This is a genomic window from Leptospira inadai serovar Lyme str. 10 (genome assembly GCF_000243675.2).
GTDB lineage: Bacteria > Spirochaetota > Leptospiria > Leptospirales > Leptospiraceae > Leptospira_B > Leptospira_B inadai.
The window spans coordinates 352,558-370,507 of record NZ_AHMM02000015.1; the positions used below are offsets into that span (position 1 = coordinate 352,558).

A 17,950-nucleotide genomic window follows, 5' to 3' on the forward strand; every position below is an offset into this window, starting at 1 on the left:
GAAATGAAACTGGAAAAATAGTTACTTCGAGAAAGTTTTATAGAAACCCTCTATCTTTTCTTTTTTTCCTTTTGAGGCGTCGGGGAAGAAGCGAAAGAATATGTTACCGATTTCGGTTTTGTATTCCAAATTCGTTCCGACAGACCGCTAAACCAAGTCTGGTACCGATATAGATGCAGATAAAATACCGGAACCATGACCAGAGTTACTAAACTCGCAAAAGCCAGCCCCCAACCGAATGCTAAAGCCATCGGAACCAAAAACGGATCGAATCCTCCGATTCCGTACGCGGTAGGCAGCAACCCCAGGACGGTGGTTACCGTAGTTAAAATGACCGCACGGAGTCGTAAATTTCCCGTTTCAAGAAGCACTTCTATAATATCTTTGTTCGGGTTATTCTTTCGCAGTGAGTTTGCAAAATCCACGAGCACGATCGAGTCGTTAACTACAACCCCCGAAAGGCCCACGATTCCTAGAAATGCCAGGAATCCGAAGTATTCTCCGTGAGAAACGAAAGCAAGAATGACTCCGATAAACGAAAATGGAATCGCGCTCACTACGACTAAGGGCTGCAATAAGGAACCGAATAAAGAAGCCAGTATGATATAAATGATCAAAAAGGCGGCAGCAAAAGCGAGTCCCAAGGATTTAAAAGAATCGTCGGTGTCCTTATTTTCTCCTCCGAAACGCACCGTATATCCCGGATACTTTTCGAGAATCTTGCGGGCATCCGCCAATTTTTTACTTTCCGAGTTGGCCTTACTCGGATTCGTATTTTTACCGGAAGCGAGATTTGCGGAAACGGTCATGACTCGTTTCCCATCCAAATGATTGATATTGGAGAAGCCGGGATTTTTTTGTATTGTGATGAGTCTCGAAACAGGAATCATTTTTCCCTGCAAATTCGAGACATATACGTGATTCAAGCTGCCGACGGACTGACGATAGGATTCGGGAAAGCGCACCTTTACTTCCACCTCCTCGTCGGTTCGCTTAATCTTAGTCGCGACCGTTCCTTGAAAGGCAGTATTGATGGCTTGTGCAACTCGACTCACCGAAACGCCCGCGGTCGAAGCAAGCGATTCGCTTACCTTGATCCGAACCTCGTCCTTTCCTTCGTTAAAATCATCGGCGATATCGGTAACCCCGTTCACTTTTCCCAAGACGTCTTTGTACTCGGCGGCGATTTTCAGCAGCGTATCGTATTCATCGCCTCGGATTTCGATTGCGATCGGCTTTCCTACGGGAGGTCCTCCGGAAAGTTTTTCGTATTCAAGCGCGACTAACTTTCCGCGCAAGGATGCGAATTCTTCCGGAATCGCCGTCGGTTCATCGGTATCGCATTCGTCCTTCTTATCCGCAGTTTCTTTTTTGATCCGTCCTTCTTCGATTTTACGGGATTCGTCGTTCAGGAGCCAAAGAGTCTTCTTTCGTAATCGCCTGATGATGTCGTCTGTCTTATGGCATTTTTTGCGATTTTCTTCTGCGGTTAAATAAGCCATCGTCATTCCAAAATGTTTTCCACGTTTGGTGAACGGATCGTTAGGATTTGCCTGAATGATCCCGACTCTTGTGGCAAAATTTTCCAAATCTTCAGGAGGAATCTTTGCGATTTCCTTTTCGATCACCTTTAGATAACGATATGTTTCCGTCAGACTGGCTCCCGTCTTGGCAGTGATTTTAGCGTAAAACTGATCTACCGAACCTGGAAATAATTTGAATCGCGGGTAATTTGCGAGAATGATAAAACTTACGATCAGAAGCCCGACGATTCCGAAAGTCATGGCCCAAGGGTGGGCGAGAGAAAACTTTAAAACGGGAATGTATTTCGTATTGCGAAATCTCGCGAACCAACCCGATTCTCCCTTAATTTCTCCCGTTTTTACATTTCTCTTATTGATGTCGTATAAGTGATTCGGAAGAATAAAAAAAGCCTCGGAGAGGGAAGCGCAAAGTGCGATGATCACGACTAAAGGGATACTATAGACGAATTTTCCGAAGATTCCCGACATGAACAACATCGGGGCGAAAGCGGCTATAGTCGTCGTAACCGTCGCGGTAACCGGGGAAACGACTTCCAAGGTACCCTTTAATGTGGCTTCGTAAGGGGGAAGACCTTCCTCGATATACCTGTACACGTTCTCACAGATGATAATGGCGTCATCGACGAGTATTCCGACGACCAGTACGAGACCGAACATCGAAATCAAATTTAATGTCAGTCCGAAATAATTCATTAATATGAACGTTGCGCCGAATGAAACCGGAATTCCGAGCGCAGTCATTAAGGCGACTCTCCAACCTAAAAAGAAAAATAGGGAAGCCGTCACTAAAACCATTCCGAAACCCGCGTTCGAGATGAGTACATTCAATCGGCGACGAATGTATTTGGATAAATCGTTTACGAAGGCATATTCGAATTCTTTATTGTTTTGTCGGAATTTTTCGACGGTTTTTTTCACGTCGTCCACGACCTTGATCGCGTCCGAACTTTGTCGTTTTAAAACCGTTAAGGCGACGGTTTTTCTCCCGTTCACATTTTCTAAGTAATCGGCTTCCTTCAAACCTTCCGTGACTTTAGATACGTCCTGAACGCGAATCGCATATCCGATCTCGTTGCCTCTGACATGCACTCTGGAAATCTCTTCGGGAGTATCGAATTCTCCCACGGTTCGAAGAATGATTTCATTTTCGGAACCGGTCACATTTCCACCGGGTACATTTACATTTCGATTTCGTAATGCACTAATTACGTCTTGGCCGGTCAAGTAATGGCTATTCAAACTGCTCGGGTTCAGATCCACCTGCATTTCGGTGTCTCTCCATCCGCGACGTACGACTTTGGCTACTCCGGAAATATCGAGGAGTGATTGCTCTACGATTTTTGCGTGGGCTTTCAGTTTCTTCTCGGATTCTACGGAGCCGTCGTCGTTTTTCAGAGTTACGGAAACTTCGATAACCGGAGTCCTCGCAGTCGTAATCTCGGTAACGATCGGATCTTCCGCGTCTTCCGGAATATCCTCCACTCGGTCGATTGCGGATTTGATATCGTCTACGACTTTTTGGGAATCCTTTGCATCAGGGTCTAGAGTGACTACAATGCCGGACCGCCCCTCGATCGAAGCGGATCTATATTCTTTGATTCCGTCCACTTCCTTGATCGCTTTCTCCAAAGGATTTGTGACCAATTTCTCTACTTCTTGAGGGGAAGCCCCCGGATACAAAGTGGAAATCGAAACTATGTCGAAATTGATATTAGGAAATGCTTCCCTGTTCATCAAAATGGCGGTCAGCCCGCCGAACATGATAATAAGGAAGGTAAGAAGATTGACGAAGATACTCTTCGAGAGAAAATATTCTAGAATAGTTTTCATGGAGGAACCCCGTCTAGGTGGTTTGAAAGACGAATGATCAGTCTAGGATCGGACCTGTCAATTCCATAGAATCGTTAAAACCAAAAAGTTTGGTGCTTTTTAGACGATCTACGTAGAGGACACCCTTCAAATGGTCGCATTCATGCTGAAAAACGATGGCTTCATAACCTTGTAACACTTCTTCGTGCCGGTTCCCTTTTTCATCCATCCATATGACTCGAATTTTATTCGGCCTTTCCACAAAGCCTCTCATTCCGGGAACAGAAAGACAACCTTCCCAATTTCCGTCGACCGATTCGACCAAGGGAGTAATCTCCGGATTCAGAATCACCCGCTCGGGAACTCGGGAACTTTCCGGATAATCTTCCTTTGGATCCGTGCCAACGACGACTATCTGTTTAAGAATTCCGATCTGAGGAGCCGCTAGACCGACTCCCTCCGCGTGTCGCATCGTATCAAACATATCTTTAATGAGCTTTTTAAACTCTTTGGTTTGAAGTTCGTCAGGATGCACCGGCTCGCTAATTTTACGAAGTATCGGATCGCCTATCTTAAGAATTTTACGAATGGACATATCAATTTAGAATTTAGTCTTAATCCTAGACTTAGACCGCTTTTGCCCACTACTATTCCAGAACAACTCCAGGATTTTATCCAACTTAAGCATTTCCGGTTCGGAAAATCGAGGATTTCTGGTTTCCCAACGATAAATTTGAGTTCGCTTGGACAATCGAGAAAGCTGTTCCGCCTGTGCCGATAGTTGTCCGACGGTTCTAGGTAAGAGAACCCCTAACGATACGGAAATTTGAGATTCGTAAATGTCGTTCTGATCAAACTGAGAAAGAATTTTATCCAATGAAAACGGATTGGTAATGAATCGCGGTAAAAGGCTTAGATTTTTTAGAATCCAGTCCGCCTTCTCCAAAATCGGCAGAGCAAATCCGGAAACCGGGCTAGGGTTTGGAAAGAGCAGAAAAAGAGATTGAATCGATTCCTTTTTTTTTAACGCGAGTTCCCATGCAAATCTAGCCGAGAAACCTTCCGCAACCATATTTACTTTTCTTTTTCTGGAGGAGAAATACTCAAATAGCTCGTTGAAAGTCTCCGTTCCTGAGTTCTTAGGAGGAACGGCAAACGTTAAATAAGAACCGGTTGGTGAATTCGGCTCTTTCGAAGAAAAAGACAAATTCCAACTATCCCTGATCCAGAGAATTTCTTCTCCTTTAGGGGTTCCTTTACTAGTAAAACTCCAATGGTTATCGTTCATCGGTCCCAAAAGATATTGACAGTGATTGCGAAACGTAAGTAGTTATAGGAGAATTGGGAAGGCGCTGGAGACGAGGGGAATCGAACCCCCGACCTTTTGAATGCCATTCAAACGCTCTCCCAACTGAGCTACGTCCCCTCGGGCCCCACGATCCCATGAGAGGTCGTGCTGTCAATAGATAATTGTTAGGAGCATGTGGATGAGCGAATCCATAGAGGAATTAAAGAAAAAAATAAAAATCCAGAACGACATTATCAAGGGCTACGAAAAAGTCCTGCGACTGAACGAACAGGAATTAGAAAACGCTGATGAAATCATAAGAATGTACGAAACGATTATTCAATATTCCGGACAAGAATTGAAAGACGTACGGGAAGCGTTTGACGCAACCTCGGTCGTTACAAATCTTTCTAGAGATGAACTCATTTCTGCAATGAATCGAATCAAAGAATTGGAACTTGCTAACAAGAAACTTCGGGAAGAATCTCTTAAGTTTCATTCTTAAACTTCACCATTGACCCAGATTAAGAAACAGGAGACTCTGCTTCGCAGCCGTCCTGACGGCTCCCTCTCTCTAGAGGAAGGGGAAGGAGTCTCCGCGATCTTCGACAGCTTTTTGCGCGAGTCGATGAGTTTGACTCACGCGGAAGCCGGAGCCATATTTTCCAAAATCAGCCACGGAGAACTTAGATTAGTTTCGGGAGAATCCACGAAAGAATTAGTGGAAGCGGGAGACTGGGCATTTTCAACGGCAGGAAAGGATCTATTACTCGAGAGAGGAAAGACTCCCCCCTGGACAAAACATCGTTCGAATTCTCCGATCATTATCTGCAAATTAAAAATCGATGAAACAGGATCCTCCCTTCCGAAAGGTGCGGTTTACGCCGTCTTGGTTCTTCGAGGAAAGCAAACTGCGGATCGATTTGCAAAAACCGATTTCGAATTATTGCGAACGACATGCAGAACGATAGGAAGACTCCTAAAAGAATCCTACGTTTCTGGTGATTCATCTCTGGTCACTCTATCCCTATTGGCGACCACTCAATTGGTGCTGGAAGCCGCGCAAGCCAAGCGGCAGTCCGAAAGATTCGATTTTCTACTAACCGAGGTGATACGAGTTTCTGGACTGATTAATTCTTCCTTGGATCTCTCTCAATTGTTGGAAGCGATTATGCTTTCCTCCAAGACCGTATTTCGTACGGAAGCTTGCAGCGTTTTACTATTGGACGAAACGAAGGAATACCTATATTTTCATACCGTTTTGGGGGAAAAGAGCGAGGCCGTCACGAAGATGAAGGTTCCGGTCGGCAAGGGGATCGCGGGCATGGTCGTTCGCGAAAGCAAGCCGATGATCATTAACGATGCGCAAAACGACGATCGTGTATATAAGGAGGTGGATCGTGCCTCACAATTTACGACTCGAAATATAATGGCGGCTCCTCTGGTCGCAAACGACGAAGTGATCGGCGTTATCGAAGCCATCAATACGGTCGACCGGGAATCTTTTAACAGTGAAGACTTGGAGTTGTTCTTGAGTTTTTCGGGAACATCGGCTCTGGCGATTCAAAAAACCGGGCTATTGCAGAATCTTGAACTTGCGAACCGGGATTTGCGCAAAAAAGTTTCGGAACTCGAATCTTTATTCGAACTTTCTCATGCAGTAACGCAATCTAGAAATCGTCTGGGCTTGGTCCGCAAAACGATTCGATTGGTAAACCGCGAATTGGATGCTTCCATCTCGGGGATATTTCTTTATAGTCTTACTAAGGACGGGCATATTAATTGCGCCTATTTCGACGGGAAAAGCGAACGAATCGATCGGATTCCGGAAACGACGATTGAGGGCTCTCAAATTCATTCCAGCATAAAAGAAGGATTGCCTATCCTGAAACGGGATATTCTGGATCATCCTTTTCCTCACGCGTTGGATCGTACCTATTTAAGAGGCTCCTATATAATCGTTCCATTATTCTTGTCCAGCGGCGAACCGTACGGCGCTCTGACCGTTGCGGACCGGCGGGATAAACTTTCTTACCGGGATTCCGATTTCAAACTTTTACAAACGATGGCCTCCCAGGTGACGAAGGGGTTCGAAGCATTTCGACTTAGAAACGAAATGTTGGCCAAGAAAGCCATTCAGCAGGAAATCGACATTACTCGAAAAATCCAGCAGAACATTCTTCCGTCCGAAAAAGTATTTCTTTCCAACTTCGATTTGGGAATCCTTTCCGTTCCCGCAAAAGACGTGTCGGGAGATTTTTACGATTACTATCAATACAGCGACGGACAATATTCTTTCTTAGTCGCCGATGTGTCCGGAAAGAGTTTACCCGCAGCCTTATTCATGGCAATGAGCTCCTCGATTATTCGAACGTTGGCCAGAAATCACGATTTGACTCCGGAAGAAATTTTACGCCAAGGGAATGAGCTCATTTTCGAGGATTCTCATTTCGGAATGTTCGTAACCGCATTCTTCATTCATTATAACCCGTCTATCTTTACGGTTGAATACGCTTCCGCAGGTCACAACGATCAAGTATGGATCAAAGAGGACGGCTCTTACGAACTGATTAAAGGGCAGGGACCTCCACTGGGAGTTATTCCCACGGCAAAATACCGCGGAGGTAATTTTAGAGTAAAACCGGGAGATATCGTAGTCCTGTACACGGACGGAGCGGTGGAGGAAAAGGACGCTCAGGGATTCGAATTCGGATTGGAGCGAATGATCGAAGAAATTCGCAGCCGAAGACATTTGTCTTCGCAAAAAATCGTAGAAGAATTATATGAGGAGATCCGTAAATTTTCCGGATCCAAGGAACCGTTCGACGATTTTACCGTCCTCGTTTTGAAATTCAACGACGATTATCAATTTTACAGAACCTTCGATGCAAATACGGCGCAAATTCCGGTATTCAGGGAATTCATTTACGACACGATCAAAGTGCGTAATCTGGACGAGGCTTTCCGCGATGATATCCTACTTGCTTGCGACGAAGCCGGAACGAATATAGTGATGCACGGGTATAAGGATACCTTTCTAAGGAATCCGAAATTCGATTGTAAAATACGCTTCACTGAGGATTCTATCACGATCGTCCTGACTGATTCCGGTACGGGTTTCGATCGAACTCGGGTTAAGGATCCGTCCATCGAGGAAAATCTTTCCGGAAAACGGAAAGGCGGTTTTGGGGTTTACCTGATTGAAAAACTGATGGATTCGGTTGATTACCGGATCGAAGAGGGTAGGAATATTCTTACTCTTAGAAAAAACTTTCGCTAAACGGCGGTTGGAAAGAATGGAGCTTACGGTAGAAATAAAAGGGAATTCGCGCGTCGTCCATCTAATCGGGAATATGGATGTCCATAATACCCATAAGATCGAGCAAGCGTTTATGGAACATATTAACAAAGCCAAAGAATCGAATATCGTTCTCGACATGTCGAATGTTGAATTCGTTTCTTCCGCAGGGTTAAGAGTCATTGTCGCGTCTCTTCGAGTTTGCAAAGAAAGGGAAATTCAGCTTAAATTGGCCGCTTTGAGACCTGCAGTCCGCAAAGTTTTTGAGATCATCGATATGGATTCCCTTTTCAAAATCTACGATACGGTGGATTCATCCTTACAATAAATAATCCGATACCTACTCGTTTCACTTCAAAATCGTGGGATCTAAAGGAGCCGAGGCAGAACTTGCTTAGCGCAGGTAGGAGTTCTTTCCTTTATTTTCCGCTTTCCTCTCAGACCTTTCTAGAAAAACTGTGTACCGGCACTCTCAAAGCCTCATCAAAACCGACCTTCTTTAATAAGCGGCAGGAATAGTTTAGTCGGTTTGGGATCGCCTTTTTTATTTCCTAGCGGACAGGACCAAGTATGTCGGAACCAACCTACTCTATGGAAAATCCCTTCCAAAGCAAATCAGGAACGGATATCGAATCTTCTACGGGCATCTATGAAGAAGCCAATGCCATGGGCAAGGAGCTACTAGAAAAGCCTCTTCAGGGAGGCGGCACTGATCGAATTCTAGTACAGCACTCCAAATCCAGAATGACCGTCTGGGAAAGGATCAAGGTCCTGACCGAATCGGAACCGAATATACTTTACCAAAACTGGGGAAAGAATCTAGACGGAGCTTCTCTCGTTACCGGGATTCTTAATATTAACGGAAGGGACGCGGCCGTTTACGGTCACGATTTTACGCTTCGCGCCGGTTCAATGGATGCTACTAACGGTAGCAAATTAGCGAGATTAATTTATACGGCAGGCGAGCATGGCATTCCTTTAATCGGGATGAACGATTCCGCAGGCGCTTATGTTCCCGCGGGAGTGGGAGGTCTGGACGGTTACTCCGAAGCATTTACTGCGCTGCGGAAAATTAGCGGTGTGGTTCCGAGTATCATGCTTATGTTCGGATTTAATGCAGGAGGAGGATCTTATCTTCCGCGCCAAGGCTCTTTTATGATCCAATCCGAACATACGTTCTTCGGGCTTACCGGTCCGGGAGTCGTAAAATCGGTATTAGGAGAGGATATTTCCGCGGATGATCTGGGCGGACCTAAAGTGCATGGTCAAAGTGGGGTCGTGGATCTTGTAACCAACGACGAGCTCGGTTCTTTACGTACATCTCTCCGTCTTCTATCTTATCTGCCGGATAATAACTATAGCTTTGCGCCCTTTCATTCCACATCGGATCCGACGGATCGCTTTATTTACGAAGAAGAAATCCTATTTCGAAAAACGTTCAATTCTCCGACAGGAATGAATACCCCGTTCGATATCACCCTTTATATCCAAAATATCTGCGACCATGGGCAATACTTCGAAATTCAACCGCAACGTTCTAGAAACCTAATCACCGCGTTCGGAAGAATCGGAGGTCATGTCGTAGGCTTTGTCGCGAACAATTCGGCGGTATCTTCCGGCCAAATCGATATCGGTGCCGCCAGAAAGGGAACTCGATTTATACGCTTTTGCAACGTATATAATATTCCCGTAATATTCCTGGAGGATACCACCGGTTTCTTACCGGGAAAAGACCAAGAGCATCACGGGATCGTTTTAGAAGGACGAAAGCTCCTGGATTCGATTATCGACCTTCGCACACCTCGATTAACGTTGATTATTCGAAATGCCTTCGGCGGAGCGTATGCCTCCTTTAATTCATATCATACCGGGGCCAGTATGGTATTCGCATTGCCGACCGCGAGAATTGCGGTCATGGGCCCCGCCGGGAAGGACTATGTTTATAAGGACGAGATGGCCGCCATCCATAAGGAATTCCAAGAAAATATAAAGAAAGGCATCCTCGAAAAGGAAGCGTCGGTTATCCGCGATAAAAAATTCCAGATTTTATCGCAGCAGTATGAGAAGGAACTCATGAATCCTAAAGAAGCGTTATCTTTAGGTTCGGTCTCCCGTATCGTTCTGCCCGGAACCACAAGAAGTATTTTATTCCAAAATCTAGACTATCTAGTTCGCCACTATAAACCGGCCCCTATGTCAGGGCCGCAAAGGGAGTTCGAATAAGAACCGATGATCGACTATCAAAATAGACGTATTAAATTTCACGAATCATCTTCCCCTTGGATCCGCTCATTCACGCTCGAGTCGATCAAATGTTTGATCGTATGTCGAGGTCCCGTGCGAAAGGAAGCGATGGAGATTTTCGATCTGATAGGAATCCGGGAATACGGGATTCTTTTATCCGAAAAGGACTCGGTCGTTTATCCGATGTCTTTGGCTCCGGAATTGAGAGGATTCCGATTTCCTTCCAATATCCACAGAGTCCCCGATTATATGGGAAGCGGGGCGGAAGAGAAAGCGACTCGAATAAAACAAATTATTTCGGTCGCGAAGGATAATCAATACACTCATATATTCGCGGGATACGGCTTTATGGCGGAAGACGCCGAATTCATAGAAGCGATCGAAACGAACGGAATCATTTTCATGGGTCCGTCGGCTCATGTAGCGCACCAGGCCGGTTCTAAGGACGAAGCTAAGAAACTGGCTAGAAAATTAAATGTTTCCGTAACTCCGGGAGTCGATACGATTTCCGCGACCTGCCTTTTAAAAAAAGCAAAAGATGCAAGCTCAATGGAAGCGTTGGCAAAGCAAAAGGGAATTTCTTTTTCCTACGATTCGTCCAAATCTGCGGAAGAAAATACGGAGGCCCTACTATACGAGGGCTATGACAAGATCGTAGAACTTGTCACGATCGCGGAATTGCAAGCTCAGGCAGAAATAGAATGTTCTAAGATTTGGGAAAAATATCCTTCGAATCGGATCCGTTTTAAATATGTAGGCGGCGGTGGCGGTAAAGGGCAGCGGGTCGTTGCTAAGCCCGAGGAAGTAAAATCCGCAGTGCAAGAAATTTTATCCGAATCGAAAGTAACAGCGCCGGGATCGAATAGAAACTTTTTGATCGAATTGAACATCGAGAAAACCCGTCATAATGAAATCCAATTGATCGGGAACGGCCAATGGTGTGTGGCATTAGGCGGAAGAGATTGCTCCGTTCAAATGCACGAGCAGAAGTTACTCGAAATTTCTCTTACCCAGGAGTTATTACAGAAAGAGATCACTGCCGCCGAAAAAAAATCTCCGAAAAAAGCGGAGGTTCTCAAAGCCGATCTGAAAGTTTTAAAAGAGATGGAAGAGCAATCGGAGCGTTTCGGTGAAGCGGTCAAACTCAATAGCGTTTCCACATTCGAGCTAATCGTGGAAGGCACGAATCACTTCTTCATGGAAATGAATACCAGAATTCAGGTGGAACATAGAGTCACCGAGATGGCTTACACCTTGAAGTTCTTCAATCCTGAAAATAAGGCCGAATTTTTCGTAGTGGATAGTTTGATCGAAGCCATGGCATTAATCTCCCTGCATGGAAAGAGATTACCTAAGCCGGAACGCACCGTCAGAAACATCTCCGGAGCGGAAGTGCGCATCAATGCCACGAATAAAGCGATTCAACCTCATGCAGGCGGAATCATCCTGAATTGGTCCAAACCTCTACCGGAGGAAATTCGAGACGACCAAGGGATTTCGGTACGAAATCCGGATACGGGATTATTCGTTCATTACCGGGTAGCCGGAGCCTATGATTCGAACATCGCTTTGTTGATAACGTACGGAACGGATCGTGAGGATAACTTACGCAGATTAGCGAATATTCTCCGTAGGACGGAACTCAGAGGGCAGGATTTGCAGACGAATCTGGTCGTTCATTACGGTTTGATCAATTGGATTCTAGGTAAGGACGCCATGTTCAAACCTTCCACGGCATTTATGATTTCCTATCTAGCGGCGGTAGGGGCGCTGGAAGTATTGTCTAAAGATGTCGACTTGGAAGTCGCTTGGAAAAAATTGCTGGCTTCCGTTCCCGCTGACGGCAAGAAAACCCTTTCTAGAAAACTGACTCTTCTCACTCGTCCGGTCGGCGATTTATTATCGGACGCTCATTTATTGGCGGGATTTCTAGGATACCATTTGGATTTTTCTTGGAAGCTCGAAAAAGGAAACGTAATATGGTTACGAAATCCACTCTATGTTCTTTCCGACCTTTATACTTATTTAAATATGGAAGGCGAGCCTCATCAGTCGCCGTCCGAAAAAATCTGGGATCACGACGAAGAGATTTTGAAAGCAGGTCTGGCATTCTATTCGGAGCTGGAAAAAAGGACTGGAACAAAGGCGGATTCCAATCGTTGGGAGGACTTCTTCGCTTCCCCTAAACCCCAAGCGGGATTCGATGAGACGTTGTGGGGCAGGTCCGTTGCTGCGCATAAAGGATTTCAAATCGGTTTAGAACTTTTGAAACTCATTCCGAATATCGGGAATCAATCCGGCTTCTATACTCTTACAATGGACGAAAATATGGAACCGGTTATTCCTGAGGAATTTAGAAAGGCGGAAACGAGGGACGCGCTAATCAAGGTTCTTGCTCCTCCGCCAAAAGCGAGTTCGGATGAAATCGTATCTCCCATGGGCGGAATGTTCTATTCGAAAGAATCTCCCGATCTTCCTCCGATGATCAAAGAAGGAGATCACTTTAAAGTAGGGCAATCGCTCTTTATCGTAGAAGTCATGAAGATGTTCAATAAGGTTACCGCACCGTTCTCCGGCACGATTAAAGAAATAGTTCTGCAGGATAGTGACGGCAAAATCATCCAAAAAGGGCAAACTATCTTCAAGATCGTCCCGGACGAAGTTTTAAAAGTCGAAACTCCTCAAGAAATACTGGAAAGAAAGAATAAGGTAACTCTTTCTTTGTTCTGATCTAACTTCTAGAACCGCTTAAAAGGCTTCTTTGCTCCTTACACAGGGAGCAAAGGAGCCTTTTTCATTCATTGATAACAAAATAAATCGATTCATTTAGATCGACGTTCAGTCTCGGAAAAGTGCGTCATTGCGCCATAATGACAATAATTTTTATACAAAACTCTTTCAAAAGGGTTAGAGTTTTGGGAATGAATAATTAGAAAACATTAATAGAACCATTCCATCACAAAAAATTCCAGCGAATATGTCCCATCATGAATTTTCATAAAAATATATGTAGATTTATTGGCCTTACTGTTGACAATTTTTCATTAAATATGTTAAATTTTCGCAAATAAGAATGTACTGCTATATAATTTCAATATTCTCTATATAATGGAATAGAAATAAATATATTGTGATTATCTTAAATGAGTCATAAGGGGGGATTCCATGGAAGTTGATTTAAAAGCGTTATTGCACGATTTCCTAGCCGAATCGACGGATTTACTCGATTCGGCGGAAGAAACCGCCCTTTCTTTGAAAAAAGAATTCAATCCGGAATATGTCAATACCCTATTCCGAGCGATACATACGATCAAAGGCAATTCCGGAATATTCGAATTCCCAGCTATTTCCTCACTCTCTCATTCGCTGGAAAATCTACTGAATCATTGGAGAAGATCGAATTCCCCTCCGGGAGAACATGAAATTTCTATTATATTAGAATGTCTTGACGAACTTAGGCTTTTATTAAGCGATGTCGATCTCTATAAAAATAGGAACGAAGAACATATCATTTCCCGAATCGATTCCGAATTATCCGATTCGAATTCGACATCGAGAGAAATTTTCGGGTTTTTTCCGAAGAACTCTACGGTCTCGGTTAACGGGAACTCCACTGTTTCCCCTCTCGTAAACCGAGGATCGAAAGTAGTAATTCCCAAGAAATATTTAGAGCGAGCGAAATCGGAAAATTTATCACTCTATATTGTTAGATTCAATTCGCTTAATGATAGAACGTTATCTCTACACAAAGAAGGCGGCTTATTTCGATCTCTGGAAGGAAAAGCCTTAGTGTTACAATCATATTTGTCCGAGCCGTCGCCATCCGGGCCAAACCGCAACGGAACACAAGAAATCCATCATCTTGTACTTTTGAGCCGATTGACCCAAAGAGAAATCGACGAAGAGTGCGCTTATTTCGGTTCCGTAAAATCCGTCCAAATTATTTTTCAGAAGCAGGAGGAAAACAAGCGCGCAATTATTAACGAAGCGTTTTCGGAATCCGGCGGCGTTAGAGAAATTGAGATAAATGGAGTTAAACCTCAAACGGAACTTACTGATAACTATTTAAGAATTCCTTTAAATCTTCTGGATCACCTGATTAATTTAGCCGGCGAGACGATCATAGTACGAAACCAATTATTACAAAAAATGGAAGCCATCCAGGAACATTCTCTACTCTCGACGGTAAGGAACCTAAGTCAATTAATCACACTTTCGCAGGAAAGTATCATGAGGACTCGGCTACAAAGACTGGAAACCTTCTTTAAAAAAATTCCAAGGCTCGTTCACGATCTGGAAAGAACGACCAATAAGGAGATCGAACTGCATCTAGAGGGCGGCGACGTCGAATTGGATAAAACGATCATCGATACTATCTCGGATCCGATTACTCATATGATCCGTAATTCGGCGGACCATGGCTTGGAATTTCCCCAAGAAAGGATTTTAGCAGGCAAGCCTAGAAAAGGAAGGATCTATATTTCGGCGGCGTTAAGAGGTGGGAATGTCATTCTACAAGTTCGAGACGACGGAAAAGGATTTAACTACGATCGTATTCGTGAAAAGGCGATAGAGAAAGGTTTATTAACGATCGATGAAATACATCGTAAAACGGAAGTTGAACTCGCCGAATTAGTCTTCGTTCCGGGCTTTAGCACTTCGGAAACCGTTTCTTCCACTTCCGGTCGAGGTGTCGGAATGGATGTCGTTAAGATGAACTTGCAGAAGGCGGGAGGGTCGGTGGCGATTTCGTCCATAACCGGGTCCGGAACTACAATCACCGCAACAATACCTCAAACTCTTTCCATTCTAAACTGCCAGATGGTTAGGGCAGGCAATATGTTGTTCGCGATTCCTCAACAAAATATTACCGAACTATTACTTCTGGATCCTAAGGCCGTTTCTACCGTAGAGAATAAACAAGTCTATCTTCTGCGCGGTCATCTATTGCCGATTATAGACCTGGACGAGATGTTAGACCTTCCGAAGGACGATACGACAAAGAACAAATATATAGTAGCCGTTCATACGGAAAGACACGCGTTCGGACTGCTTATCACGGAGATAGAAAACCCGGAAGAAATAGTGGTAAAGCCGCTTTCCAAAGCTCTATCCACGCTGAACTTATATACCGGAGCTGCGATTCTAGGCGACGGAAACCTGGCGTTGATCCTGGATATTTCCGGCATTGCAAAATTCCTTAAATTACAAAACGCCTCGATGGAAGATCGCATCTACGATTCTATCGGGGACAGAAATTCACAAAAACATTATTTATTGTTCACCGTACGTAATCAACTTTTCGGAATAGATAGCAAGGATGTGCAAAGGCTCGAAATATTCGATCCGAAAAAGACCGAACGTATCCTAGATAGGGAAATCATTCAGTACCGAGAAGAAGTCGTGGAACTATGCAGATTGGAAAATTACTTCAGTCTATCAAAATCGGAAACAAAGACGGGAAACGTCATGATCCTCTTTCGAATCAACGGAATCAAGAAAGGTCTTGTCGTTAACGAAATTCACAACGTCGTCGACGAAATACCGTCGTTCACAAAAAGCGAAGACGGCGAAAAAGGGATAATCGGAAGCGGAATTCTTTCCGGCGAAACCATCATAATAATAGCTCCGACCGTGCTATTATCCGAATTATCGACATCGCTTTTGTCCGCCGCAAAAGAAGCGGAAGTCGAGCTGTAATGAAGGAGGGAGGTTCCATTAAACAATTGCTATCATTCACCTTAGTGGGGGAACTTTACGGGATTGAATTAGAGGACTGTAAAGAAGTAGATCATAATAAAAACATACTAAAGGTTCCGCATTCACCCGAGCATGTCCTCGGAATCGTAAATTTAAGAGGAGATGTCGTCACGATACTCAATCTGATGGCATTGTTCGGAAAGGATTGGAATTTTATCGAAAATAAAAGTTCTCTAATTCGCTTAAAGGGAAAAAAAGAATCGTTTGCCATTCTCGCGGACAGCATTTCCGACATCGTCGAGATTCCGGAGGAGAATCTAGAACCCTGTCCCTCTCACTTAAATGAGAAAGAAAGCAAGTTCATCGATCATATCTCGATTATCAAGAGTGAAACGATCATAATTGTAAATCAGCAAGAACTATTACGAATAGCAGATGAATAAGGATTAGAAAATGTTAGGATTAACGTCACAAAAAAAGAACATTGAATCCGAAAGAAAACAACTTTCGGTCGCCGTAACCGACAGAGAGGTCATGATGATCGACGGCACCACATTGGTGTCTATGACCGATTTGAAAGGAAAAGTCACTTACGCCAACAAGGAATTTTTAGAGATAGCCGGATTAACGGAATCGGAACTTATCGATAAACCGCATAATGTGGTTCGACACCCGGATATCCCTCGCAGCGTTTTCCATGATTTTTGGTCCACAATACAAAGCGGAAAACCATGGCGAGGAATCGTAAAAAACAGAAGTAAGAACGGGGACCATTATTGGGTGGATGCGAACGTTGCACCTAAATTTGAAAACGGCAGCATCGTAGGATATATGTCCGTAAGGAGAAAGCCGACCCGTAAGCAAATTGACGAGGCATCAAAGCTTTATAAAAATATATTGTCCGGTATAACGCGATTCCCGTCAACGAACTCCAAAAAACTATCGATTAGGCTTAAATTATTATCTTCCGTATTCCTAAGTTCCGTAGTCGTTGCTGTGTTGGTAGTCTTTCCTCATTTCGGAATCCCGCCCGTCTATTCCTATATTTTAGGTTCGGTAACGATCATTTTTCAATGCGCGGTGGCTCCGTACTTTCTCAGCTACAGTATTTTAAAACCGATTCAGAACGCCAGCAATATCGCCAACCGGATCGCAAGCGGGGACCTTTCAGTTAACATTTCGCATAATCGAAATGATGAAATCGGTGAATTGGAAAAATCGATTCTCAATATGTTGATCAATACAGCCGCTCTTATCTCGCGATTGAAAGAAAACGGAAACATACTGTTTCAGTCTTCCAGCGATCTATCCGGCGCCAGTTTGAATTTGTCTTCGGGAATCGAACAGATGTCCCAACAGTCTCAGACGATTGCGGCCGCCGCCACTCAAATGAATCAAAACCTGAATATGATCACAAGCTCGATCGAAGAAATGTCCGTTTCGGTTGGCGAGGTCGCCAAGAAAGCCGCTGATTCGGCGAAGATCGCTAGGGAAGCAAACAGCACGGCTCTAGAAACCGGCGGAGTAGTTAAAGAATTAGGCGATAACGCACGAGAAATCGGTAATGTAATCGAGAGCATTTCAAATATTGCGGCGCAAACCAAACTTTTAGCGCTGAACGCCGCAATCGAAGCCGCTGGAGCCGGAGAGGCCGGGAGAGGGTTTGCCGTAGTCGCATCGGAAGTTAAAGAATTGGCGAGGCAATCGGCGGAATCGTCGGAAGAAATCAAAAATAAAATCTCAGCCATTCAAAAAAGTACGGAGCGGGTTACGGAATCGATCGGAAAAATCACTTCCGTTATCGCCGAGGTGAACCAAATCAGCGGTAGCATTGCCTCGGCCGTGGAAGAGCAGTCCATTACGACTAAAGAGATAGCTGCCAACGTTAGTCAGACGTCCATGACATCCAACGACGTGACTAAAAACATAAACGGTATTTCCACGGCTTCATTGGACGGTGCGAAAGAATCCAATAACGTATCGAACCTCGCGAAATCGCTTCAATCCTTGGCGGAAGTCCTAACCACGTTAGTCGCACAGTTTAAAATTTCGAATACGGCGAATTAA

The 17,950-nt window shown here is 44.4% G+C and carries 11 protein-coding genes and 1 tRNA gene; 8 read left to right on the forward strand and 4 right to left on the reverse strand.

Translation table 11 applies throughout. From position 1 onward, the window contains the following. Positions 1 to 50: 50 nt before the first annotated feature. The 4 genes from LEP1GSC047_RS05405 to LEP1GSC047_RS05420 all read right to left on the reverse strand — a co-directional run bounded on the left by LEP1GSC047_RS05405 (position 51) and on the right by LEP1GSC047_RS05420 (position 4,779). On the reverse strand, positions 51 to 3,374 hold the full coding sequence (locus LEP1GSC047_RS05405; protein ID WP_010419501.1) for an efflux RND transporter permease subunit: 3,324 nt from the start codon (positions 3,372 to 3,374) through the stop codon (positions 51 to 53). Positions 3,375 to 3,411: 37 nt separating this feature from the next. Continuing rightward, entirely contained in the window at positions 3,412 to 3,948 is a 537-nt protein-coding gene (gene def / locus LEP1GSC047_RS05410; RefSeq protein ID WP_010419498.1) for a peptide deformylase, read from the reverse strand. Positions 3,949 to 3,954: 6 nt separating this feature from the next. Then, a complete protein-coding gene (locus tag LEP1GSC047_RS22080; protein ID WP_020988404.1) occupies positions 3,955 to 4,641 on the reverse strand; it encodes a hypothetical protein in 687 nt (228 codons plus the stop codon). Positions 4,642 to 4,706: 65 nt separating this feature from the next. Continuing rightward, positions 4,707 to 4,779, reverse strand: a tRNA-Ala gene (locus LEP1GSC047_RS05420). Positions 4,780 to 4,840: 61 nt separating this feature from the next. Here LEP1GSC047_RS05420 and LEP1GSC047_RS05425 point away from each other — a divergent pair. The 8 genes from LEP1GSC047_RS05425 to LEP1GSC047_RS05460 all read left to right on the forward strand — a co-directional run bounded on the left by LEP1GSC047_RS05425 (position 4,841) and on the right by LEP1GSC047_RS05460 (position 17,950). Then, positions 4,841 to 5,146, forward strand: coding sequence for a hypothetical protein (locus tag LEP1GSC047_RS05425; protein WP_010419493.1), 306 nt, complete (start codon positions 4,841 to 4,843; stop codon positions 5,144 to 5,146). A 9-nt stretch (positions 5,147 to 5,155) separates the two neighbouring features. Beyond that, positions 5,156 to 7,921, forward strand: a complete 2,766-nt coding sequence (locus LEP1GSC047_RS05430; RefSeq protein WP_010419491.1) for a SpoIIE family protein phosphatase — start codon at positions 5,156 to 5,158, stop codon at positions 7,919 to 7,921. 16 nt (positions 7,922 to 7,937) lie between these two features. Continuing rightward, positions 7,938 to 8,267 carry an STAS domain-containing protein gene (locus LEP1GSC047_RS05435; RefSeq protein WP_016547953.1) on the forward strand — a complete coding sequence of 110 codons (330 nt, stop codon included), beginning with the start codon at positions 7,938 to 7,940 and terminating at the stop codon, positions 8,265 to 8,267. Positions 8,268 to 8,509: 242 nt separating this feature from the next. After that, positions 8,510 to 10,162, forward strand: coding sequence for an acyl-CoA carboxylase subunit beta (locus LEP1GSC047_RS05440; protein WP_039934150.1), 1,653 nt, complete (start codon positions 8,510 to 8,512; stop codon positions 10,160 to 10,162). A 6-nt stretch (positions 10,163 to 10,168) separates the two neighbouring features. Then, complete coding sequence (locus LEP1GSC047_RS05445; protein ID WP_010419485.1) at positions 10,169 to 12,913, forward strand: ATP-binding protein; 2,745 nt, start codon at positions 10,169 to 10,171, stop codon at positions 12,911 to 12,913. Between the two features lie 435 nt (positions 12,914 to 13,348). Further along, complete coding sequence (locus tag LEP1GSC047_RS05450) at positions 13,349 to 15,883, forward strand: chemotaxis protein CheW (protein WP_010419483.1); 2,535 nt, start codon at positions 13,349 to 13,351, stop codon at positions 15,881 to 15,883. Next, positions 15,883 to 16,326: a chemotaxis protein CheW gene (locus LEP1GSC047_RS05455; protein ID WP_010419481.1), complete on the forward strand. Its 444-nt coding sequence runs from the start codon at positions 15,883 to 15,885 to the stop codon at positions 16,324 to 16,326. Before LEP1GSC047_RS05450 ends, LEP1GSC047_RS05455 begins: the two co-directional genes overlap by 1 nt. A 10-nt stretch (positions 16,327 to 16,336) precedes the next feature. After that, positions 16,337 to 17,950 (forward strand): methyl-accepting chemotaxis protein, encoded by a 1,614-nt coding sequence (locus LEP1GSC047_RS05460; RefSeq protein WP_010419479.1) that lies wholly within the window; start codon positions 16,337 to 16,339, stop codon positions 17,948 to 17,950.

Coding starts and splice junctions, on each gene's coding strand:
- LEP1GSC047_RS05455 (WP_010419481.1), top strand. CDS start 15,883: ATGAAGGAGGGAGGTTCCATTAAACAATTGCTATCATTCACCTTAGTG.
- LEP1GSC047_RS05445 (WP_010419485.1), top strand. CDS start 10,169: ATGATCGACTATCAAAATAGACGTATTAAATTTCACGAATCATCTTCC.
- LEP1GSC047_RS05460 (WP_010419479.1), top strand. CDS start 16,337: ATGTTAGGATTAACGTCACAAAAAAAGAACATTGAATCCGAAAGAAAA.
- LEP1GSC047_RS05425 (WP_010419493.1), top strand. CDS start 4,841: ATGAGCGAATCCATAGAGGAATTAAAGAAAAAAATAAAAATCCAGAAC.
- def (WP_010419498.1), bottom strand. CDS start 3,948: ATGTCCATTCGTAAAATTCTTAAGATAGGCGATCCGATACTTCGTAAA.
- LEP1GSC047_RS05450 (WP_010419483.1), top strand. CDS start 13,349: ATGGAAGTTGATTTAAAAGCGTTATTGCACGATTTCCTAGCCGAATCG.
- LEP1GSC047_RS05440 (WP_039934150.1), top strand. CDS start 8,510: ATGTCGGAACCAACCTACTCTATGGAAAATCCCTTCCAAAGCAAATCA.
- LEP1GSC047_RS05405 (WP_010419501.1), bottom strand. CDS start 3,374: ATGAAAACTATTCTAGAATATTTTCTCTCGAAGAGTATCTTCGTCAAT.
- LEP1GSC047_RS05435 (WP_016547953.1), top strand. CDS start 7,938: ATGGAGCTTACGGTAGAAATAAAAGGGAATTCGCGCGTCGTCCATCTA.
- LEP1GSC047_RS22080 (WP_020988404.1), bottom strand. CDS start 4,641: ATGAACGATAACCATTGGAGTTTTACTAGTAAAGGAACCCCTAAAGGA.